Origin of the sequence: Shewanella sp. BF02_Schw, assembly GCF_014596695.2 — a bacterium.
Classification (GTDB): Bacteria; Pseudomonadota; Gammaproteobacteria; order Enterobacterales; family Shewanellaceae; genus Shewanella.
Map to the genome: position 1 here is coordinate 244,314 of NZ_JABKAW020000003.1, position 21,484 is coordinate 265,797.

The 21,484-nt window shown below is 40.8% G+C and carries 17 protein-coding genes; 9 read left to right on the plus strand and 8 right to left on the minus strand.

All coding sequences use genetic code 11. The features are described from left to right. Positions 1–72 precede the first annotated feature (72 nt). The 6 genes from HNW13_RS13730 (at position 73) to fabV (ending at position 6,692) form a co-directional block, all read left to right on the plus strand. Positions 73–1,698 carry an ABC transporter substrate-binding protein gene (locus HNW13_RS13730; protein ID WP_192115995.1) on the plus strand — a complete coding sequence of 542 codons (1,626 nt, stop codon included), beginning with the start codon at positions 73–75 and terminating at the stop codon, positions 1,696–1,698. Beyond that, positions 1,699–2,730 carry an ABC transporter permease subunit gene (locus HNW13_RS13735; protein ID WP_101087865.1) on the plus strand — a complete coding sequence of 344 codons (1,032 nt, stop codon included), beginning with the start codon at positions 1,699–1,701 and terminating at the stop codon, positions 2,728–2,730. Then, positions 2,717–3,607, plus strand: coding sequence for an ABC transporter permease subunit (locus HNW13_RS13740; protein ID WP_101087863.1), 891 nt, complete (start codon positions 2,717–2,719; stop codon positions 3,605–3,607). Before HNW13_RS13735 ends, HNW13_RS13740 begins: the two co-directional genes overlap by 14 nt. Positions 3,608–3,610: 3 nt before the next feature. Then, the gene (locus HNW13_RS13745) at positions 3,611–4,618 is read left to right on the plus strand and encodes an oligopeptide/dipeptide ABC transporter ATP-binding protein (protein ID WP_101087861.1); all 1,008 of its coding nucleotides are present in this window, start codon (positions 3,611–3,613) and stop codon (positions 4,616–4,618) included. Beyond that, positions 4,599–5,384 carry an ABC transporter ATP-binding protein gene (locus HNW13_RS13750; protein WP_011638034.1) on the plus strand — a complete coding sequence of 262 codons (786 nt, stop codon included), beginning with the start codon at positions 4,599–4,601 and terminating at the stop codon, positions 5,382–5,384. The genes HNW13_RS13745 and HNW13_RS13750 overlap by 20 nt, the downstream gene beginning before the upstream one ends. 105 nt (positions 5,385–5,489) lie before the next feature. Beyond that, complete coding sequence (gene fabV, locus HNW13_RS13755) at positions 5,490–6,692, plus strand: enoyl-ACP reductase FabV (RefSeq protein ID WP_182743734.1); 1,203 nt, start codon at positions 5,490–5,492, stop codon at positions 6,690–6,692. Positions 6,693–6,930: 238 nt separating this feature from the next. Here fabV and HNW13_RS13760 read toward each other — a convergent pair whose 3' ends face one another. Then, complete coding sequence (locus HNW13_RS13760; protein ID WP_192115996.1) at positions 6,931–8,700, minus strand: flavocytochrome c; 1,770 nt, start codon at positions 8,698–8,700, stop codon at positions 6,931–6,933. A 270-nt stretch (positions 8,701–8,970) separates the two neighbouring features. On the opposite strand from HNW13_RS13760, the gene HNW13_RS13765 reads away from it, so the two are divergent. The 3 genes from HNW13_RS13765 to HNW13_RS13775 all read left to right on the plus strand — a co-directional run bounded on the left by HNW13_RS13765 (position 8,971) and on the right by HNW13_RS13775 (position 12,436). Then, entirely contained in the window at positions 8,971–10,026 is a 1,056-nt protein-coding gene (locus HNW13_RS13765; protein ID WP_192115997.1) for a porin, read from the plus strand. A gap of 200 nt (positions 10,027–10,226) precedes the next feature. After that, entirely contained in the window at positions 10,227–11,126 is a 900-nt protein-coding gene (locus tag HNW13_RS13770; RefSeq protein WP_101087852.1) for a LysR substrate-binding domain-containing protein, read from the plus strand. 77 nt (positions 11,127–11,203) lie between these two features. Then, positions 11,204–12,436, plus strand: a complete 1,233-nt coding sequence (locus HNW13_RS13775; protein WP_101087850.1) for a DUF819 family protein — start codon at positions 11,204–11,206, stop codon at positions 12,434–12,436. Between the two features lie 118 nt (positions 12,437–12,554). On the opposite strand, the gene HNW13_RS13780 is transcribed toward HNW13_RS13775, so the two are convergent. The 7 genes from HNW13_RS13780 to clpP form a co-directional block, all read right to left on the minus strand. After that, on the minus strand, positions 12,555–13,460 hold the full coding sequence (locus HNW13_RS13780; protein ID WP_192115998.1) for a GyrI-like domain-containing protein: 906 nt from the start codon (positions 13,458–13,460) through the stop codon (positions 12,555–12,557). 121 nt (positions 13,461–13,581) lie between these two features. Beyond that, positions 13,582–14,205, minus strand: a complete 624-nt coding sequence (locus HNW13_RS13785; RefSeq protein ID WP_182743732.1) for a pentapeptide repeat-containing protein — start codon at positions 14,203–14,205, stop codon at positions 13,582–13,584. Positions 14,206–14,282: 77 nt separating this feature from the next. Next, a complete protein-coding gene (locus HNW13_RS13790; RefSeq protein WP_192115999.1) occupies positions 14,283–16,160 on the minus strand; it encodes a SurA N-terminal domain-containing protein in 1,878 nt (625 codons plus the stop codon). 220 nt (positions 16,161–16,380) lie between these two features. Then, entirely contained in the window at positions 16,381–16,653 is a 273-nt protein-coding gene (hupB, locus tag HNW13_RS13795; RefSeq protein WP_059745462.1) for a nucleoid-associated protein HU-beta, read from the minus strand. Between the two features lie 261 nt (positions 16,654–16,914). Beyond that, positions 16,915–19,266, minus strand: a complete 2,352-nt coding sequence (gene lon / locus HNW13_RS13800; protein WP_192116000.1) for an endopeptidase La — start codon at positions 19,264–19,266, stop codon at positions 16,915–16,917. A 131-nt stretch (positions 19,267–19,397) separates the two neighbouring features. Beyond that, complete coding sequence (gene clpX / locus HNW13_RS13805) at positions 19,398–20,678, minus strand: ATP-dependent protease ATP-binding subunit ClpX (RefSeq protein WP_101087840.1); 1,281 nt, start codon at positions 20,676–20,678, stop codon at positions 19,398–19,400. Positions 20,679–20,808: 130 nt separating this feature from the next. Beyond that, positions 20,809–21,420, minus strand: a complete 612-nt coding sequence (gene clpP / locus HNW13_RS13810) for an ATP-dependent Clp endopeptidase proteolytic subunit ClpP (RefSeq protein ID WP_101087838.1) — start codon at positions 21,418–21,420, stop codon at positions 20,809–20,811. Between the last annotated feature and the right edge of the window lie 64 nt (positions 21,421–21,484).

The window sequence follows — 21,484 nt, forward strand, 5'->3', positions numbered from 1 at the left end:
ATATGCTCATTGCCCCAATGCAATGAACACTGTTAAAATACCCACTCAAAGTCGATAAAAAATGATCACACTATGCCTGTTATAGTAAAACGCTGGTATCAGCAGATGTCTTTATGTCTCTCCAGCATCATGCTGGCTGCATGCGGACAAGTGCAATTGCCTTCTGGCCTTGTGTATTGCAGTGAAGGTAACCCTGAAAGCTTTAACCCTCAGCTTGTTACATCAGGCACCACTATTGATGCAACTTCACATCAAATTTACAGTAGACTCGTCAATTACAGCCAAGAAAAAGCCGAAATCACACCTGGTTTGGCGACATCATGGCAGGTGTCCGATGATGGTTTAAGTTATCTATTTACTTTACGTCAACATGTGAGTTTTCATAAGACCCGCCATTTTACTCCTGCAAGAGACTTTAATGCAGATGATGTGTTGTTTTCGTTTAATCGGATTATTGATCCACTGCATCCCTATCACTTAGTCAGTAGAACCGGTTATCCATTTTTTCAAAGCATTGGTTTTGCTGATTTAATTGGCTACATTGAAAAAGTAAACGACTACCAGGTTATGTTTCATTTAACTCGGAAAGACGCTTCTTTTTTATCTAATCTCGCCACTGATTTTGCCGTAGTGTTGTCAGCAGAATATGGTTATCAACTGTTAGCGCAAGGCACACCTGAAGATATCGATTATTACGCGGTAGGCACAGGACCTTTTCAGCTTAGCCAGTATGTGAAAAATGAATATATTCGCTACAAAAAGAATCCAGTTTATTGGGGCCCTAAGGTCGAGCTTGATCAATTAGTGTTTGATATCACCCCCAGAAGCACCGCACGTATTGCTAAATTAATTACCGGAGACTGCAGCGTTTCAGCATTACCTAAAGCTGGTGAACTGGCAGTGCTTGACCAACATAAAGATATTATTATCGATGCAAAACCTGGATTGAACGTCGCATTTTGGGCATTTAACACTCAAAAACCGCCATTAGATGATGTTCGTGTAAGACGCGCACTTGCGCATGCTATCGATAAAAATAATATTCTAGACGTGGTATATAACGATACTGCTGTGGAGGCGACAGGCGTTTTACCTCCGGCATCTTGGGCTTACAGCAAAAACTTATCTCCAAATGAATATAACCCTGAAAAAGCCAAAGTATTACTGCACCAAGCAGGTGTATCTAACTTATCCATTAATGTGTGGGCCATGCCAGTGGCGCGAATTTATAATCCGAGTGCATTGAAAACAGCGGAGCTCATTCAAGCCGATCTAGCCCGTATTGGCGTAAAACTGAATATCATTAGCTATGATTGGAGTGTATTCACTCAGAAGTTAGCCAGTTCCAATTATGATTCAGTGCTTATTGGTTGGAATGCGGATAATAGCGATCCTGATAACTTTTTCACTCCACTATTAAGCTGCGCCGCATTAGCTTCTAATAATAATCGCTCTCGTTGGTGCAACAAAGACTTTGAACATCTGTTAACCCAAGCTCAGAGCGTATCGACTCAACCTGAACGTAAAGCATTTTATCAATCAGCAGAAGCTATTATTAGCGATCAAGTTCCGCTAGTAACAATCGCACATGCCAAAAAAGTGGTATTGAAAAAGAGTAATATTACCGCCATGCAAATTAGGCCTTATGGCGGTATTTCCTTCGCCAAAACAACTCAAGCAATAGAGGGAACTGAATAAATGTGGCGTTATCTTTTTAGTCGCATAACCCTGTTTATGGCCACGTCGCTAGTCATGGTGGCCGTACTCTTTATGGCATCAGGACAGTTTCCTGTCAGTAAAGCATATTCTCTGTCTGGGGTTCAATATCCCACGCTTGAACAACAACAGCAAATAGAGCAAGACTATCAACTAAATGATAACCAATTACTGCAGTTTACCGCCTACTTGCGCCAGCGCTTATCGGGTAACTTTGGTATTTCCAGTAACTCACAGCAAGAGGTATTGGAGGAGCTTGAAGCAGTACTACCTGCGTCTTTTGAATTATCATTGTTTTCTGGTTTTATTGCCGTATTTTTTGGCGTGCCCATTGGCGTGCTAGCCGCATTAGGTAATAACAAAGCACTGCAACGCAGTATTTTAGCCATCACCTTAACAGGCTATTCTATCCCGGTATTTTGGCTCGGCTTGACCTTATCTATGTGGTTTGGGGTGAATCTCGGCTGGCTGCCTATTTCAGGGCAAATCAATTTACTTTATGAAATTGAACCTGTGACAGGTTTTATGCTGGTCGACACTTTATTATCCGATTCTAGTTATCGCATTCCGGCGTTTCATGATGCTTTATTACACTTGATTTTACCGGCGGTCACTTTAGCGGTACTTCCTTTTACATTGGTAGTGAGGATCACCCGGCAAGCCATTTTAAATGTGATGAATCAAACCTATATCCGCGCAGCTGAAGCTCGCGGTTTACACACGGCTAAAATTCTACTCCGTCATGTTTTGCCCAATGCCTTAATTCCGGTAATAAAAAGTATTGGTTTAATGCTGGGATCATTTGCAAGTTATGGCATTGTGGTTGAAGTGATATTTTCGTGGCCAGGGGTTGGCAGTTGGTTAGTGTCGGGCATTTACCAGCGTGACTATACTGTTATTCAAGCGGGTATCTTATCTGTTTCATTATTAATTATTTTCTTAAGCATTTTGATTGATTTACTGCATACCGCAATCAATCCTATGAGCAGAAAGGAATTGTATGCCTCGAATTAAAATATACCAAGAAGACCATATAGCCTCGCCTATGTGGCGAATGTGGCAAACATTTTCTGCTAACCCATTTGCGGTGATCGGTCTATGGGCAGTTATTTTTTTATTAATATTAACTATTTTCGCCCCGTTTATAGCGCCTTATTCAGCAGAGATGCAAGACCAACAAGTATTACTTTTACCGCCATCATGGGATCCAGCAGGTACTGTAGAACACTTCCTTGGAACTGACGATCTAGGACGAGATATTTTTAGTCGAATCTTACACGGCGTACAATTGACCTTTGGCATGTCATTATTAATTGTTACTGCATCGCTGATATTTGGTTTTATTATTGGTTCTCTTTCAGGAATGATGCACGGCATAAAGTCGAGTGTGTTAAGCCACTTGCTCGATGCATTATTGTCTATCCCATCGTTATTAATGGCTATTCTAGTCGTCGCAGTTATGGGGCCTGGGCTTAATAATGTGTTTTGGGGCGTTGGGATTGCGATGGTTCCACAATTTGTGCGTGCTATCCATCTAGCGGTTCATGAAGAGCTTCAAAAAGAGTATGTTACCGCTGCCAAATTAGACGGTGCCAACTCGTTACAAGTTTTTTGGTATGTCATCATGCCCAATGTATGGGATGTGGTGATTATTCAGGTCACTATGGCAATATCTGCCGCAATACTCGATATTGCCGCTCTCGGTTTTTTAAACCTTGGTGCACAAGCACCGAGTCCAGAATGGGGTGCAATGGTCGCACAAGGGCTTGATAATTTACTGCTTGCGCCTTGGACCGTTACTATCCCAGGTGTCGCGATTTTGTTTACTGTATTATCGGTCAACTTAGTCGGCGATGGTTTACGTTCTGCGCTTGCACCGATAAGAAATTAACCTATGCCTTTACTCGATATTCGTAATCTCACCATTGAATTAGATACACCTGAGGGCACTGTGAAAGTGCTCGAAAAAGTCAGTTTGACTATTAATCCAGGTGAAATCCATGGACTTGTTGGCGAATCTGGCTCTGGGCGCAGTTTATTGGCCAAAGCGATTCTAGGCGTACTAGGTCCTAATTGGCATATTATTGCTGACCGTATGATGTGGGATGGAAAAAACTTATTAGAAATGAGTTCCAAGCAACGACGCTGCCTGATGGGCAGTGAAATGGCGATGATTTTCCAAGACCCTTCTGGCAGTTTAGATCCGGTTAAAACCATTGGCAGTCAATTGATTGAAGCTATGGTACCCAACAAAAATATTCCTTTTTGGCGACGTGGAAAGGCGACCTATTTAAACGCGCAGAAATGGCTCCACAAAGTCGGTATAAAAAAACCAAAACAACTGATGAAGTGCTATCCATGGGAATTGTCTGAGGGCGAATGCCAAAAAGTGATGATTGCGATGGCTGTGGCGAATCATCCTAAATTGCTGATTGCCGATGAGCCAACCAACTCAATGGAGCTCAACACCCAAGCGCAAATTTTCAGACTATTGTCGCAACTCAATCAACTGCAAAACGTGTCTATTTTATTGGTTAGCCATGAGCTAGAAACCATGGTGCACTGGTGTGATAACTTAACGATTTTGTACAGTGGTCAAGTTATGGAATCAGGCCCTGTTAGCGAAATGGTAGCAATGCCTTATCATCCTTACACACGGGCATTATTAAAAAATCTACCTGACCATACTGAAAAAATGCGTCATAAAGCTAACTTACCCACACTGCAAGGCTCTTCGCCGTCGATGCAGCATTTACCTGCCGGTTGTCGGCTTGGTCCACGTTGCCCAGAAGCCCAACGCCAATGTGTAAAACAGCCTAATCTTGAACATATTAAAGACCGCTATTTTGCCTGCCATTTCCCTTATAAAAGTGAGCAAGAAGATGACGATGCCATTGCTTAAAGTAACCGACTTAAGTAAACAATACTTAACCGGTTATAAGCATTTTAAACCTCAATATTATCAGGCTCTCTCTCCGGTTTCATTTGAACTCGGTCGTGGTGAAACCTTGGCTATTGTGGGGTCGGTCGGCTCGGGTAAAAGTACCCTCGCCCGAATTCTAGTGGGTGCTGAACAACGCAGTGGCGGCGACATATTTTTTGAAGGTGAAGCTTTAGAAACACGTAATTTAAAACAACGGTGTCGGTTGATCCGGATGATTTTCCAAGATCCGACAACCTCGCTTAATCCACGTTTATCGATTGGTAACTTACTTAAAGAACCGTTACGGTTTAATACCCAATTAAGTTCAACTGAACGAAAAACATTGGTGATTGAAACCTTAAGAAAAGTCGGCTTATTACCTGAACACGCAGAGTTTTATCCACACATGATTTCCGAAGGCCAAAAACAGCGTGTCGCTGTTGCACGTGCCTTAATGCTTAACCCTAAAATTATTATTGCAGATGAAGCACTAACGGCTTTAGATTTATCGGTCCGGTCTCAGATTATTAATTTGCTATTAAAGCTGCAAAAAGAGATGGGATTATCGTATATTTTTGTATCACATAATCTGAATATTATTCGTCATGTAAGCGATAAAATTATGGTGTTGCAAAATGGTCATATGGTCGAGAAATCAACTACTGAGGCCTTATTTACTTCACCACAACATGAATACACCCAACGGCTCATTCAAGAACAAAGTCAATTTATGCAAAAGCGCTAAACTGCTCCAACCACTGTGGTTTTGAGGGCGTTTTAGAAAAAATCAGTGCCATTTGGCCGTCGAACTATTTATCCTAGAGCCAATGTTAAAGGAAGAAGCTTAAATATGATTATTAAACCTAAAATTCGGGGCTTTATTTGTACCACTACTCATCCAGTAGGTTGTGAAGCCAACGTTAAAGAACAAATCCAACTCATTAAGGCCAAAGGCAAAATTGCTAATGGGCCTAAAAAAGTATTAGTGGTCGGTTCTTCAAGTGGCTATGGCCTTTCATCTCGTATCACCTCAGCATTTGGTAGCGACGCTGCCACTATTGGTGTGTTTTTCGAAAAACCAAGCTCTGAAACCAAACCCGGTACAGCGGGTTGGTACAACACCGCGGCATTTGATAAGTTTGCTAAAGCAGAAGGCTTGTATTCAAAAAGCATTAACTGTGATGCATTCAGCCATCAAGCAAAGCAACAGGTGATTGAGCTTATCAAGCAAGATTTAGGTCAAATCGACATGGTGGTTTACTCACTGGCTTCTCCAGTACGTAAAATGCCTGACACCGGTGAAGTTATCCGTTCATCACTTAAGCCAATTGGCCAAACGTATACTGCCACGGCTGTTGATACCAATAAAAACACCATTATCGACACTTCGGTAGAGCCTGCGACTGAGCAAGAAATTGCTGATACCGTCACTGTAATGGGCGGCCAAGATTGGGAATTATGGATGAGTGCGCTAAGCGACGCTGGCGTATTAGCTGACAATTGCAAAACGGTTGCTTATAGTTACATTGGTACCGAATTGACTTGGCCTATTTATTGGCATGGCGCTTTAGGCAAAGCCAAAATGGATTTAGATCGTGCAGCTCACGCCCTTGATAGCAAATTATCAGCTACTGGTGGCTCAGCTAACGTTGCAGTGTTAAAAAGTGTAGTGACTCAAGCGAGCTCAGCAATTCCAGTAATGCCACTTTACATCGCCATGGTATTTAAGAAAATGCGCCAAGAAGGCTTACATGAAGACTGTATTGAACAAATATACCGTTTATTCAGTGAACGCCTATACCGTGTTGATGGCCAAGCACCAGCTGTTGATGGCGAAAATCGCTTACGCCTTGATGACTGGGAACTTCGCGAAGAAATCCAGCAGCATTGTCGTGATTTATGGCCGTTAGTGACCACAGAAAATTTAAGCGAACTCACTGACTATGATGAATACAAACAAGAGTTTTTAAAGCTGTTCGGTTTTGGTATTGATGGTATCGATTACGAAGCAGACGTGAATCCTAATGTGACATTTGATGTAATTGAATTATAACAATTGAACCTGAGCTTAAACTTTAGAAAACAATAAGCTAAGTTACACAAGTAAAAGCCGTAATGCCCAGCATTACGGCTTTTTTATTGCGTTATTATCATAGCTAATGTTATTGCCATTATAGTGATTATAATTGCGATACTCACTGTCACTACTGGTACAAATTTGGCGTAAAAAAAGGGTTAAGCCATATGGCTTAACCCAAAAGTAACGCAAGGGATAAAAAGATGTAGTTAAACTATTTTGTCTCTAGAGCATGTTTGGCGGCGTTATCTCCTGCAATTCGACCAAATACCACAGTATCAGCTATCGCATTACCACCTAAACGGTTAAACCCATGTACACCACCAGTAACTTCACCTGCAGCAAACAAACCAACAATTGGCTTACTTTGAAGATCAAGCACTGAAGCATCAGTGTCAATAGCAACTCCGCCCATAGTGTGATGTATACCTGGAGCTACTTTTACAGCGTAATAAGGGCTTTGTGTCATATTTAATGGCATATCCTTACGACCAAACGCAGTGTCTTCACCTGTTTTGACATAACCATTGTAGTCAGATACTGTTTTCGCTAAATCAGCGACTTTCATACCTGTGCTCTTAGCTAACTGTTCAATAGTATCGCCTTTATAAAGCATTTCTAAATGGTCGTAGCCGCGTACCATTTTGGCTTTTTTGTATAACTGGTTATCAAAAATAATCCAAGCAAACTTACCTGGTTGTTTTAAGATGGCACCAGATGCTTTATCACGAGTTGTTAACTCGCTAACAAAACGGTTACCATCTTTGTTCACCATCACAGCGCCCACACCACGTACCGTTTCTGAAATCAGAATACGACTGTCTTTACCTATGGTTGGGTGAGCTTGAACCCAATCGATATCTGTCATGCTAGCGCCAATATCTTTTGCCATCAACACACCATCACCAGTGGCTGTAATGTTGTTTGAGCTGGTCATGTCTTTCATTGTTGGACGGTAATAAGCAATCATTTCTTTATTCATGCCGTAACCACCTGTTGCTAACACAACTGATTTAGCACCAATCATGTAATAGCCAGTATGTTTACCATGAACAACCGCACCGACAACATTGCGTTCATCATTGATAACAAGTTTCACAACCCGAGAGTTTAGGCGAGTATCAATGCCCTGATCTTTAGCCGCTTGGCGTAAAGTATCAATAATTTCTGGACCAGAGCTTTTACCACCATGTGGACGGTGGGTTCGGTCAACACGAGCACCACCGGAGCGTTTTAAGTCTTCTAAGTTCGCGCCTAAGTCTTCTAACCATTTAACGGCACTAGCTGACTCTTCAGCAAGAATTGTCACTAATTTAATATCATTTTTCTGACGCCCGCCTTTCATCGTATCTTCGATAAACCATTCAACTTTATCATCAACACCATGAGCGGCTTGTTGAGGAGTCCCAACAGCATTAATACCACCAGCTGAAATCATAGAATTACCACCACTGAATGGCGCTTTTTCTACCAAAATAACATTGGCACCCGCTTTTTTAGCAGATAAAGAAGCATTGAAACCTGCGCTACCCGCACCCACAACTAATACTTGTGTTGTTTCGCGTGGACCAGCAGCGATCGCTTTTTGGATTTTTTCTTGATTCCATCCGTTGTCCCAAGGTTTTTTCTTCTTGGCATCAGAAAATGGCATTGGCTTGATATCAAATGAATGACATTCATTACAGTAAAATTGAGGTGCTTCATGGCCTTTATGGCAACTAGTACAGTTAATATCACCTAAATGTGAAGCATGTGGATCAAATTGCAATTTGTCATTAGCCAGTTCAGCGTAATCTCCGTGACATGATTTACACTGAGCATTTTCATGAGTTTCACTATCACTCACTTTAATAGGATCGGTGTGACAAGACTGGCAACTACCCATGTCAGCATGGAATGAACCCATGTCAGGAGTTTTAGCCATTGCAGTACCAGAAGAGAGCAACACTAATGCCATCGCTGATACCAGATATTTTAGTTTCATTTGTTCATTCCTTTCTTATTTGAATATTGACTTACTTTTGTTAAGCGAAAGGTTACTCATAAAGAGATAGTAAAACTTAGACATATATCAAACTTGTCTTTTGGTTAAGTTATAGTGAAACCCTATTCAGACTTTCTTAAAACGCTCTAAAAACTTGAGTGCTGTGACCCACGTTAATATTCGTCTGTCAGTTAATCATTAACATTAATTTATGCTTTCACCCCAATACAGAAAGCAACTAATTTAGGTAATAATAATTAATGAGAAGAGATGATCATGAACACAAATAAAAACTTAGTTTCCATAGTATTACTTTCTGCATTATCGGTAACATCACTCAATGCATTAGCTGATTCACCCACTGCTTATGGCCGTTTAGATATCACATTAACTAATTCAGAGCACGGTTTCACCACCCAAAATAAAAAAGAAGGCACGGTACTTGAGAACAACTTTAGTCGAATTGGCGTTAAAGGGAGCGAGAAAATCAATGATGATTTTCAACTAGTTTATCAAATGGAAGTACAGGTAAATGGGGCAACAAACGAAGGTGACGATGAACTTTTTAGCGCAAGAAGTACCTATTTAGGGGTATCGTCTGATGCTGGTACTCTGTTAGTTGGTCGTAACGATACCGTCATGAAATCATCTAAAGGGGATGTTGAAGCGTTTGATCTTACCAACGCTGCTTATAACCGTATGATTGCCGGTCAAGACAGAAAAGCAGACGGTATTACATATTATTCACCCACCATTGCCGGTTTAATTACTGTTAATGGTACTTACCTAATGGATGACAACTATGAAGGTAATGATGAAACACAATATGCGTTGTCTGTTGTTGCCGGTGATAAGAAATTGAAAAACACTCGTTATTATATAGCAGGCGCATACAACACAATTGGTGGTGTTGATGCCTATCGTGGTGTTGGCCAAATCAAAATGGGCAAATTTGAAGTGGGTGGTCTTTATCAACATTCTGAAAGCCAAAGTTATGATGATAAAGAAGGAAATTCTTATTTTGTCGCCGTTAACTATGATTTAAATGGCGTAAACTTAAAAGTTGAATACGGTAAGGATGAAGCAGGCTTTGGTAAGTTCCTCAAATACAATTCAGCGGTAGCATCATCTGGTGATTACAATCAAGCCACTGACGTTGACATTACCTCACTTGTTTTCGGTGCTGATTACCAGTTATCAAAATCAACCATGCTTCAAGCACATTACGCTATGTATGACGGCGAATATCAAATCGCTAACTCAGGTGTCGTTATCGATCTTGAAGACGATAATATTGCAACTGTCGGCATAAGATTTAACTTCTAAAAATACTTTATACAAACAGTATAAAGCAACAACTGCCAAGCCAAGTTAGCTGTTATCAATACACTAACTTGGCTTTTGTCTGGTTAAACATATAGATAAAAGTTGCGCTTGTTAACGTTTTTAACATTTAGACTTACCCTTTTGTGCTGGCTTCCTTTTGGCACGATATACTCTATAAAACAGCCATCGTTGATCTACTTATGCGAATAACCTTAAAACAATTATCTATTTTTAAAGCGATTCATACCTGCGGCCAAATTTCAAAAGCAGCGATAGAACTACATATGTCAGTGCCAGCGGTGAGCATGGCCCTACGTGATTTAGAAGATTCGCTTGGCAGTCGCCTTTTTGAAAGAAGTAGCACAGGGCTTACCATTAATGATAATGGCGCTGTCATATTACCTTATGCCAATGAGATGCTGTCTAAAGGCATGGAATTAGAACATGTTTTTTCTCAAGGTAGCCCCATTAGAGGCAGTATAAAAGTGGGTTGCAGTAAAACAGCGGGCAACTATGTTTTATCTCGCAAAATTCCATTATTTAAACAACAACACCCTTCTGTTGATATCAAACTATTTATTAACAACAGCCTCAGCATTGAGAAAATGGTGGCTGAAAAAGAACTTGATCTCGGCTTTGTCGATGCAAAACCTGGACATAAGAATCTATTACATGAACCTTGGTTACAAGACCGATTGTGTATTATTACTGGCAAAGACAACCCACTAGTAACAGAAATGATTACTCCCGAGTTGTTATCTGAACAACTTTGGGTAATGGATGAAACGATTTCGGTATCGAGAATCCGCAATACTCAATTACTAAAAAGTGCACATGTAAATATTAAGCAAGAGTTATCCATGAACACTATGGGCGCAATTAAAAGAGCCGTTGGTACTGGAATAGGCATTAGTGTATTGCCTTTGTTAGCGGTAGAAGAGGAAGTGGCACGAGGAGAGTTAGTCGAATTATTACTAACAGACTGGGATTATTCACGTCGTTACTGGGCAATATACCGAAACGATAATCCACTCAGTTCGCTCGCGCGTGAGTTTTTAGAATTTAGCCGGCCGGCTACACTGCTAAATGAAAACGATTAACTCGTTTAGTTCTTCAAGCATTTTAGATCTTCAGCAATATTGATTTATGACATTAGGCAGCACATGAGAATAACCAGTTGATTGATCAAGATCCTGTTATTTTAGGATTATTAGCTCTTACCTTAGGGTTAATTTTCTATACGAGTGAATTACCAAGTAGACCATGGAAAATCCTATATCACTTTGTACCTGTTATGGTGATGTGCTATGTAGTGCCCTCTATATTTAACACTTTTCATATTATCGATATGGCAAATAGCCAGCTCAATGTCATTGCCTCTCGTTATATTATGCCAGCTTGTTTAACATTATTGATTATCAGTGTTGATATTAAATCAATGTTATTACTCGGCCCTAAGATCATCATTTTATTCTTCATCGGTACTTTGGGGATTATTTTAGGTGCACCACTGGCTTTATATCTCTTTTCAATCATTTCGCCCGAGCAGCTTAACTGGGATGGTAATGGCTCGACTTGGCGAGCAATGGCAACATTAGCAGGTAATTGGGTTGGCGGGACTGCAAACCAATTTGCCATGAAAGAAATCTACAATGTTGAAGATGATGTGTTCGCCATAATGATATCGGTTAATGTAGTGTTCTCAGCACTTTGGATGGCATTTTTGCTCATGTGTGCTCCCCATGCTGAAAAAATAGATAACAAAATAGGCGCTGATGTAAATGGTATCCGTTTATTGGTCGATGGGATCCATTTACGTAATACAAAACCAACATCATTACCCAGTCTTAAAGGTTATATCTTTATTTTTGCTGTTGCTTTTGGTGTGACAGGCTTAGCCCATTGGGGGGCTGACGAGTTAGTCCCTTTTTTCAGCCTGCATTATCCAGAGTCAGGGAAATGGAGTTGTACCTCGCATTTTTTTTGGATAGTGATAATAGTCACCAGCACCAGCATTGGTTTGTCATATACAAAAATAAGACATTTGGAACAACTGGGTGCTTCTAAAATATCTACGGTATTATTGTATTTCCTTATTGCTACCATGGGGTTAAAAATGGACTTAACCATGATTAATGATTTCCCTATATACTTTGCAATAGGGTTTGTTTGGTTAACAATACATGCACTATTGGTGATTATTGCTGGTGTGCTGATGAAAGCGCCAGTGGCTTACATGGCGATAAGCAGCCAATGCTGTATTGGTGGCGCTGCATCTTCGCCGGTTGTCGCTATGGCTTTTAATCGTCACTTAGCCCCAGTTGCAGTGATGTTTTCAGTTTTTGGATATGCTTGGGCAAATTATATGGTATGGATTTGTGCTGAAATGATGAAACACATAAGGCCATAACACTCAATATATAAGGGTTTAAAGCACTTACGTTTCATCTAGATGAATACCGCAGTAGCGTCTTATCACGATAAAAAATAACCGATTACTGTCCACATCCTAACTTTTCAGTTTGTCATTAAACAATCGGTAAACAAATTAATACCTGTTGCGCATCGAGTGGTGATCCGGATTGTTGTTCAACGGAGGCAGTTCTGCCAATATCGAGTCGTTCTAAATATACCGGGTAATTTCGTAGTGTAATATCATTAGCATTAACCCAATCGCGATACAGGTAATCTATTGCCGCTGTTAGACCATTGTCATCACCACTGTATTTAATCATCGCACATCGTCCCTGAGGGATTGATTTGAGCTTAATCTGGCTCGACTCAGACACTATAGCTTGTGTCTCGGCATTTAACGATACACCAATATCAATTCGATATTGCGTTTTAACAGATAACTCAAGGGTTGAGTAAAGCAGGTTAAAGGTTCTGCAACTTGTAGGAAATAAGCCAAACTGTCGACGCCATTCAATAAATCTCGCAATGGTTTGAGGTAATAAAGCCGGATCACCATGATGTTCCATCACCGCTAATGCCTGCGCATCAAACGATACAATATCAACAGAGTAAGATTGCTTATCTTGCTGATTAGCATCTACTCGAAATGATTTAAGCGGTTGTTGCTTCGCAAAAAAATTGCCCCAATCAGGTGCTTGCTGAAACGATTCAGGGCTTTGACCTATACTGCGAGTAAACGATTCGATAAAATGCTGTTCGTTACGATACGCTAATTTAGCCGCTATTGTGGCCAGAGAAACTTGCTTGCCAAAACCTAATAAATGGGCAGCTTCTAGGCTTTTGAGCAATTCAACATAAGCGTCAATAGACATATGGTACAGCGCAGTAAATAATGGGTCGAAATGACATAACGGGATGTGGGCAATGTCGGCCAACACTTGTCGATCAAAAGGCTCATTTAAGTGTTGATCTAAATAGGCTAATGCACGCTCAAATGCGTCATCAAGTCTGTGGCTCATGCCCTCTCCTTTGGATTAAATTGTTACTGTCGATTATTTATGATAACTAAACCAATGTAAATTAACGATTTGTACACATGCAATAAAACACACTTTTGTGCTAACAATGTGGCAATGTACACTAGTCGACTAATTGAATATCTAAACCTTCTAGTAAACTTAAGGCTTCGAACCGACTGAATTTGGCTTGCTTAACGTTATTAGCAGTAATATCAATTTGGTAATTCAACGCATCGGTAAAATTCGCCTTCGTTAAATTTGTATGACTAAATTGGCTTAAATTAAAATCGGTCATACGCAAATCTGCTTTGTTTAAATTAGCTTCTCTAAAGTCGACATCATGAGCGCGGCAATCAACAAGTGAAAACTCGGGTAAATGCAGCGCATAAAAATTACTGCCATCGAGCAAACATCGTTCAAACTTAATTGTGGTTTGAGCCATAAACTGTGGCCACTGAGCTTTAGTCCAATCAATACCTATGGCTTTACTGTCGCTAAAAGTCACATCATCAAACTCTGTAGCAACAACTGACATTACGCTTAAATTACATTGACTAAAAACACACTCAATAAAATGGCAATGATAGAAATCAGTTTGACTAAAATCACATTGGGTAAAATGACAGCGTTCAAAAGTAATATGTTTGAACTGTAAAGCAACGCCCTTGATCGATTCGAATAAGTCATCACTGTAATTTGATAACCCAAACAATTCACTAGGTTGTATATTAGAGATGGTCTTCATGGCTTAATACCTTATAAACAAAAAGACCTAGACGTGAGCCTAGGTCTTTTAGTATTTCATCTGTTGCGACGACTTAACTAGTCGGCAACTGGATACTCAATTTCAGCATCAGTTTTAAGTGAGGCAACCACTGCTCGATAATCAGCTTCGCTGTATTGAGGCGCAATACGTTGTTTAAGCGTATTGATGAGGTTGTCATTAATGCCTTCTGCTTTATTGACTTTATCAACCACAATAACCGCATAACCTGTCGCTAACGCTGCAGTATCAATTGTGACACTATTTTCAGCAGGAGCGGCAATTTTGAAGGCTTTATTGGTGATAGCTTGATCAATATCCTGATTAAAGCGACCTAGTTTAGCTAATGTCGTCAATGAAGCACCTGTTAGCGTGTTATTACCCGCTTTTAACTGTGCCATATATTCCGCAGCTTTGTCACGAGCACCGTCATTCGCTTTATCTTGCTGTAAACGTTCAACAATACCAGCTTTTACTTCAGCAAATCCCATAACGCCAGCTGTCTGATGTTTTTTCATGCGAATAACCACTACATGGTTTGGCGCAAGTTCAATCACATCGCTGTTTAAACCACTTGCTAACACTTGGTCAGAAAATGCGGCTTTGATAAATTCAGGATTGTTAAATTTAGCCGGTACGTCATCACGCGAGAATAACTGCGTTGATTGTACTTTTGCATTAACCGCTTGCGCAGTTTCAGCTAAAGTATCAGGAATTTCATAACTGGTATCAGCCAACTTAGTTTGTAAGCTATAAAACACATCTAAGGCTTTCTTTTCTTGTAGCTGAGCAACAATTTTCGCTTTAACGTTTTCAAAAGCGGTTGCTTGGCTAGCTTGTAAATCAAGCAGCTTAATAATGTGGTAACCAAACTCACTTTTCACAATTGACGAGACTTGATCTTTTTGTAATCCAAAAAGTGCTTCATCAAATGCAGGGTCCATTACGCCTTGTTCAAACCAATCTAACTTACCGCCCTGTTGAGCACTAAGCTGATCGTCAGAATCAGTTTTTGCTAACTCAGCAAAATCTTCACCCGCGGTTAACTTGGCTTCAATAGCATCAGCTTTGGCTTTATCTGCGCTGTCATCGTCAGTTGCGGCGACAAAAATATGCGCAGCAAGACGTTTTTCAGCCGTTTGATATTGCTTTTGATTCTCTTCGTAATAAGTTTTCACTTCTTCATCAGAGGTTTCGCTGTTTTTAGCCATGTCGGCAACATTCAATTCAACATACTCAAGGCTGACTTTTTCAGGGCTCATGTATTGCGAAACATTAGCATCGTAATAAGTTTGAGCTTCTTCATCAGCGACAGAAACAGTTGATAAAAACGGTGTTGAGTCGACGACTAAGTAGCGAATATCACGGGTTTGGCCTTGAACTTCTGCAAGCTGTTTAGCTTCACCGTCCAGCACAAACTCACTACCAACAAGCGCATTTAATAACTGACGACGGGTCATATCTACACGCATCATGTTTCTAAAGCTTGTGGTTTGATAACCTAGTTGACGCAATACTGCTAGGTAGCGTTCGTTATCAAATTGACCGTCGGTTTGAAATGCAGGCTCTTCGATAATCGCTTTCTTGATTTGCTCATCTGATACACGTAAGCCCAACTTGTTGGCAGCTTGATCAATGAGCTTATCGGCAATTAAACGATCCAATACACCTTGCTTAATTCCGTTCATGTAGGAGTCGTCAGCCGCTAATGCAGTAAACATTTCGCCTAGCTGTTGCTCAATACGCGAGCGTTCATTTTGAAAAGCCTGTTCAAGTTCGTTGGCGCCAATTTCGTCACCATTAACAACTGCAGCAGGTACACCCGTGTTTGAGCCTAAATAACTGCTCACACCGGCAAAAGCAAAAGAAAGTATCACAAGTACTAGAATTGTTTTAGCAACAATCCCCTGTGATCCTTCACGAATTTTTTCTAACATCTGAATTCTCGCTTGTTGCGATTAATAAAATAAAAAGGCGCATCACCTTGTGGATGCGCCTTATTGTAAATTATATGGAGTTATCAGACGCTACCACGGGTATGACCCAATACTCCCAATATGTATTATGCTTTGCATAACAATATTGCTTTTCGTAAAAAGCACCGCCTAAGCAGTGCTTGTATTACGAATGCCTTACAAAGGCCACGTTATTAACTATTTAGTTAACAGCGTCTTTTAGCGCTTTGCCAGCTTTGAACGCTGGAATGTTCGCAGCAGCAATTTTAATTTCTTTACCCGTTTGTGGGTTACGGCCAGTACGTTCAGCACGTTGACGTACTTCAAATGTACCAAAACCAACTAGAGAAATCTTATCGCCATCTTTAAGACCTTCCGTTACCGCAGCGATAAAAGAATCTAGTGCGCGGCCAGCAGCAGCTTTAGAAATATCAGCACCAGATGCGATTTTCTCGATTAGTTCAGATTTGTTCATGTCATCCCCTTGAATGTTATTGTCGCGCCGCAACCAAATCTATGTTTAGAGCGGTCTGCGGAGGCTTTATTTTATAAGCTTGATAACACACCAAACTTAGTACGAAAACCAAAAAATGAAATTGGATACTGCTCAACGCCAGATGCCCCAAGGGCTTGGTGCGTCTGACTATCCACAAACCTAGGCTACCACAGGTCAGCGTTTTGTTAAGCCCCTTTTTTCATTTTTTTCATGCTCTACAGCAATTTTTTAACTAACAAGCTATTTTTTAACCACTTCAAAGCCTTCAACTGGTCGCTCAAGCGCCAATTTCAACACTTCATCTATCCAACGCACTGGATGAATGATTAAATCAGCAATCACATTTGCAGGAATTTCTTCCAGATCGCGTTCATTTTCTTGAGGAATTAATACATGCTTAATTCCACCGCGATGGGCTGCTAATAGCTTTTCTTTTAAACCACCAATAGGCAATACTTCGCCACGTAGAGTAATTTCACCTGTCATAGCTACATCACTACGTACAGGGTTACCGGTTAAACTAGACACTAACGCTGTACACATTGCCGCACCCGCAGATGGACCATCTTTTGGCGTCGCACCTTCTGGTACATGCACATGAATATCTCGTTTTTCATAAAAATCATTGTTAATGCCAAGATTTTCAGCACGAGCACGTACTACGGTCATTGCCGCTTGAATCGACTCTTTCATCACATCACCCAGCGAACCGGTATAGGTTAATTTACCTTTACCTGCTACTGAGGTGGCTTCGATTGTTAATAAATCGCCACCAACTTGAGTCCATGCAAGACCGGTTACTTGACCGATTTGGTTATTCGATTCAGCTTTACCGAAGTCAAAACGTTGCACACCAAGGAATGACTTTAAATTTTCCTGGTTAACTTCAACCATTTTGACCGTTTTATCAAGCAAGATATGCTTAACCACTTTGCGACAAATCTTCGACAATTCACGTTCTAATGAACGCACACCCGCTTCACGAGTGTAATAGCGAATAATGCCTAAAATAGCGCTGTCATCAACCTTGATTTCTTTTTCTTTAAGGCCGTTACGCTCAATTTGCTTAGTCAGTAAATGCTTCTTAGCAATATTGAGCTTTTCATCTTCGGTGTAACCCGATAAACGAATAACTTCCATACGGTCAAGTAAAGGGCCAGGAATATCCATTGAGTTTGACGTAGCAACGAACATCACATCTGATAAGTCATAATCAACTTCAAGATAGTGATCGTTAAAGGTCGCATTCTGTTCAGGATCGAGCACTTCTAATAACGCTGACGATGGGTCGCCACGCATATCAGAACTCATCTTATCGATTTCATCGAGTAAGAATAATGGGTTTTTAACCCCTACTTTAGCCATCTTTTGAATGACTTTACCTGGCATAGAACCAATGTAGGTACGACGATGACCACGAATTTCCGCTTCATCACGTACGCCGCCTAAAGAAACACGAACATACTTACGGCCGGTTGCTTTGGCAATCGACTGGCCCAATGAGGTTTTACCCACACCTGGAGGTCCGACTAAACACAAAATAGGCCCTTTAAGCTGCTTAACTCGGCTTTGAACCGCTAAATACTCAAGAATACGTTCTTTGACTTTTTCAAGCCCATGGTGATCGGTATCGAGTACTTCTTGCGCCTTGGCTAAGTCACGCTTTATTTTTGAGCGCTGCTTCCAAGGTACCGCAGTCATCCAGTCAACATAGCTGCGCACAACTGTGGCTTCAGCTGACATAGGTGACATCATTTTGAGTTTGTTTAACTCAGCAGTGGCTTTTTCTTTGGCTTCAACTGGCATGCCAGCTTCTTCAATCTTACGCGCCAATACTTCAAATTCGTCGTGGCTTTCGTCAATATCGCCTAACTCTTTTTGAATGGCTTTCATTTGCTCATTCAAATAGTATTCGCGTTGACTTTTTTCCATCTGTTTTTTAACACGAGTACGGATTCGTTTTTCGACATGAAGCAAGTCAATTTCCGATTCCATCATCGCCATTAAATATTCCAGACGCTCACCGACATTGATCATCTCAAGGACAGATTGTTTGTCTTCAAGCTTCAATGGCATATGTGCAGCCATGGTATCTGCTAAACGAGCGGCTTCATCAATCCCCGACAATGAAGTTAATACTTCAGGTGGGATTTTTTTATTTAACTTGATGTAGCCTTCAAATTGACCGATAGCACTGCGAACTAACACCTCTTCTTCTTTATCACTTAATTCTTCAGACTCGAGGTATTCAGCTGTTGCGGCAAAGAATTCTTCTTCTTGGGTGTATTGCTTGATTTTGGCACGCTGGCCACCTTCAACTAATACTTTTACCGTGCCATCTGGTAATTTAAGCAACTGTAAAATAGAGGCAACAGTACCAATATCGAAAATATCGTCTTTGGTAGGCTCATCAAGATCTGCATCTCGCTGAGCGACTAATAAAATTTGCTTGTCTTGTTCCATTGCCGATTCTAGGCAACGAATAGATTTTTCCCGTCCCACGAATAGCGGAATTACCATATGCGGGTAAACTACCACGTCTCTAAGTGGTAACACGGGGAGTTCGATATGCGCTTCACGCTCTTTAGTCATGGCTCGATTCCGTTTAATGAAATTGACTTATTACTGAGTATATTGGGGTGATGTTATCAGTTTCAATGGCTAATACGAAAAAAGGAGCCCAATGGACTCCTTATTTTTCAACTTCCTGACTATCAGTGCAATTATTGCTCGCCTGAAGCAGCCTGTGTCTCAGTGTTTTCGTAAATCAAAATAGGGGCTGACTCGCCTTTCACTACTGATTCATCAACAACGGCTTTAATCACGCCTTGTGTCGACGGAATATCATACATTGTATCGAGCAAGATGCTTTCAACAATAGAACGTAATCCACGTGCACCGGTTTTACGTGACATTGCTTTTTGAGCGATGGCTTGTAATGCATCATCACGGAATTCAAGTTCGACATTTTCCATCTCAAATAATGCACTATATTGTTTAGTTAATGCATTCTTTGGCTCAGACAGAATCTGTACTAATGCAGCTTCATCTAACTCAGTTAGCGTAGCAACAACAGGTAAACGACCAATAAACTCAGGAATTAAACCAAACTTCACTAAATCACCAGGCTCTACTTGGCTAAGGATTTGTGAAATAGTCGCTTTATCCGCTTCGCCTTTTACTTCGGCACCAAAGCCAATTCCGGTTCCGGTGTGTGCACGTTGCTCAATGACTTTTTCAAGTCCAGCAAACGCACCACCACAGATAAACAGAATTTTAGACGTATCCACTTGCAAGAATTCTTGTTGTGGATGCTTACGTCCGCCCTGTGGAGGAACAGAAGCAACGGTGCCTTCAATTAACTTAAGCAACGCTTGCTGAACACCTTCACCCGATACATCACGAGTAATTGAAGGATTGTCAGATTTACGACTGATTTTGTCAATTTCATCAATATAGACGATACCGCGTTCCGCTTTCTCAACGTCGTAATCACATTTTTGCAGTAGCTTCTGAATGATGTTTTCAACATCTTCACCCACATAACCAGCTTCGGTTAATGTGGTTGCATCTGCCATAGCAAAAGGGACATTAAGTGAGCGTGCTAACGTTTCAGCCAATAAAGTTTTACCGCTACCGGTTGGACCTAATAGTAAAATGTTACTTTTACCTAGTTCAACGCCATCTTTAATAGCGCCATTACGTAAACGCTTATAATGATTGTATACCGCTACGGCTAACACTTTCTTAGCCTGATCCTGACCGATTACGTAGTCATCAAGATGTTTGCGCAATTCATGCGGTGTCGGCAATTTGTCTTCATCACGTTTGGGTGAAATCTCTTTGATTTCTTCACGGATAATGTCATTACATAAATCAACACATTCGTCACATACATAAACTGATGGACCAGCAATGAGTTTTCTGACTTCATGCTGACTTTTTCCGCAAAAAGAGCAGTACAGCAGTTTGCCGCTGTCACCGTTATTTTTGTTATCGCCCATTATTCTACCTCTGTTTACAACTTAGGTTGAACCTAAGCTCTGCTTGTAGATACTTATCATAACCACATTGATGACTGAACGCCTTTCAATACAGAATACCTGAAAGTATCTAGAAAATCAGCTACCAGTTTTAGCCGCGACTCGTGAGTAATGAATCGACAATACCATATTCAACAGCTTGAGTAGCACTCATGAAGTTATCACGGTCGGTATCACGTTCAACAACCTCTAACGGTTGACCAGTATGGTCCGCTAACATTTGGTTTAATTTATTCTTAATACCAAGAATTTCTTGAGCATGAATGGCGATGTCGGATGCTTGACCTTGGAAACCGCCTAATGGCTGATGGATCATCACTCGAGAGTTCGGTAAACAATGACGTTTACCTTTAGCGCCACCGGCTAACAAGAATGCGCCCATACTCGCGGCTTGGCCCATACATACGGTACTCACATTAGGCTTAATGAACTGCATAGTGTCATAAATAGCCATACCTGCTGTGACAGAGCCACCAGGAGAGTTAATGTACAAATAAATATCTTTATCTGGGCTTTCTGACTCAAGGAATAATAATTGAGCAACAATAAGGTTAGCCATGTGTTCTTCAACTTGACCAACTAGAAAGATGACTCGCTCTTTTAATAGACGAGAGTAGATATCATAAGAACGTTCACCTTTAGCTGTTTGTTCAACAACCATAGGTACAAGAGCATTGAGTACTGATTCTGGTGCTTTATGCATTATTCATTTCCCTAAAATAAAAATGGCCCGCATGAGAGGAACCTCATACGAGCCATTATAAATG

Coding starts and splice junctions, on each gene's coding strand:
- clpP (WP_101087838.1), bottom strand. CDS start 21,420: ATGCATAAAGCACCAGAATCAGTACTCAATGCTCTTGTACCTATGGTT.
- HNW13_RS13770 (WP_101087852.1), top strand. CDS start 10,227: ATGCGAATAACCTTAAAACAATTATCTATTTTTAAAGCGATTCATACC.
- HNW13_RS13780 (WP_192115998.1), bottom strand. CDS start 13,460: ATGAGCCACAGACTTGATGACGCATTTGAGCGTGCATTAGCCTATTTA.
- lon (WP_192116000.1), bottom strand. CDS start 19,266: ATGACTAAAGAGCGTGAAGCGCATATCGAACTCCCCGTGTTACCACTT.
- HNW13_RS13785 (WP_182743732.1), bottom strand. CDS start 14,205: ATGAAGACCATCTCTAATATACAACCTAGTGAATTGTTTGGGTTATCA.
- HNW13_RS13765 (WP_192115997.1), top strand. CDS start 8,971: ATGATCATGAACACAAATAAAAACTTAGTTTCCATAGTATTACTTTCT.
- clpX (WP_101087840.1), bottom strand. CDS start 20,678: ATGGGCGATAACAAAAATAACGGTGACAGCGGCAAACTGCTGTACTGC.
- HNW13_RS13760 (WP_192115996.1), bottom strand. CDS start 8,700: ATGAAACTAAAATATCTGGTATCAGCGATGGCATTAGTGTTGCTCTCT.
- HNW13_RS13730 (WP_192115995.1), top strand. CDS start 73: ATGCCTGTTATAGTAAAACGCTGGTATCAGCAGATGTCTTTATGTCTC.
- HNW13_RS13750 (WP_011638034.1), top strand. CDS start 4,599: ATGACGATGCCATTGCTTAAAGTAACCGACTTAAGTAAACAATACTTA.
- HNW13_RS13735 (WP_101087865.1), top strand. CDS start 1,699: ATGTGGCGTTATCTTTTTAGTCGCATAACCCTGTTTATGGCCACGTCG.
- HNW13_RS13740 (WP_101087863.1), top strand. CDS start 2,717: ATGCCTCGAATTAAAATATACCAAGAAGACCATATAGCCTCGCCTATG.
- fabV (WP_182743734.1), top strand. CDS start 5,490: ATGATTATTAAACCTAAAATTCGGGGCTTTATTTGTACCACTACTCAT.
- hupB (WP_059745462.1), bottom strand. CDS start 16,653: ATGAACAAATCTGAACTAATCGAGAAAATCGCATCTGGTGCTGATATT.
- HNW13_RS13790 (WP_192115999.1), bottom strand. CDS start 16,160: ATGTTAGAAAAAATTCGTGAAGGATCACAGGGGATTGTTGCTAAAACA.
- HNW13_RS13745 (WP_101087861.1), top strand. CDS start 3,611: ATGCCTTTACTCGATATTCGTAATCTCACCATTGAATTAGATACACCT.